The organism is Vibrio sp. HI00D65 (assembly GCF_001635455.1).
In the GTDB taxonomy this organism is placed as follows: Bacteria; Pseudomonadota; Gammaproteobacteria; order Enterobacterales; family Vibrionaceae; genus Vibrio.
Genome location: NZ_LWEH01000009.1, coordinates 1 through 1,227 on the forward strand (window position 1 = coordinate 1; position 1,227 = coordinate 1,227).

General features: G+C 45.4%; 1 protein-coding gene. It reads right to left on the minus strand.

Features of this window, described 5'->3' with window-relative positions; genetic code table 11:
• Positions 1-1,176: MATE family efflux transporter (locus A3712_RS02535; RefSeq protein WP_063522148.1), on the minus strand; the 1,176-nt coding region annotated here is incomplete at its 3' end.
• Positions 1,177-1,227 lie beyond the last annotated feature (51 nt).

Here is a 1,227-nt window from a genome sequence, read left to right on the forward strand (position 1 = left end):
GCCTTTAGTTGCTCCGACAAAAATACCATCGAGTAAGAAGCACCACATTGAAACCAACGGCATTGCAATCAACCAAGGCAGATACACCTCAGCTTGGCTTTTTACATCTGGGATGGTGGTGATCATATTAATCAGATTAGACCCAGCGATCGCGAACACTAAGGTAAGAACCAAACAAATATTGAAGCTCCAGAAGAAGGTACCAATCAACGACTGATTTAATTCATCTTTGTCTTTCGCTCCTATCGCCTTACCCACCATCGCTTCCATCGCATAGGCAAAGCCATCCATTCCGTAAGAGATGATCATCAAGAAACTCATCAATACCGCATTGGCTGCCACGACATCATCACCAAAGCTTGCTCCTTGGAAAGTCATGAAAGTAAACGTGGCTTGTAGACACAGAGAACGCAGGAAAATATCTCGATTCAGTTTTACAAAGCGACTTAAACCTTGGCTGGTTTTCTTAATCAAAGCCCACGGTGGCGGTAACAGTCTCTTTTTCCAGATTCGAAAAACGCAGATCAGTCCAAACGTTAAGCCTGAATAATCAGCCAATACCGATGCCAGTGCTGCACCTTCCACCTGCCAACCGAAACCAATCACAAAAACTACGTCCAACACGATATTGGTGATGTTAGTGATAATCACCATCCACATCGGCGCTTTTGCATTCTGAGTTCCAAGTAGCCAACCCAAAATAACGAAATTCGTCAGTGCTGCCGGTGCACTCCATGCTCGAATCGAGAAATACTGTTGGCCATAATGTTTCACTTGATCACTGGCGCTACTTAATGAAAAAACCAGATCAGCCACTAAGCCGTGTAACAGTAAGAAGACACCAGCAAACCCAAGAGCCATGGTCACGCCTTGCACACAGACCAAACCAAGCTGCTTGCCATCATTTGCACCGTACGATTGTGCGGCAAGTCCGGTTGTCGACATGCGTAAGAAGCCAAGCAACCAAAAGGTCACACTGATCATGGTGCCACCTAACGCCACGCCTCCTAGGTACCAAGAATGTTCTAAGTGGCCGATAACAGCAGCATCCACTAAACCCAGCAATGGGACAGTAATATTAGAGAGCACCATCGGGATCGCGAGCAACAGCACTTGTTTGTGCATTGCTTGATTGAATAGCGTTTGGAAAATAGTTTGGGGATTAAATAGCTTCATAACCACCTCTTTGATTAGAGGCGATAGTTTAACCTAGTGAGTGTGCTTTCA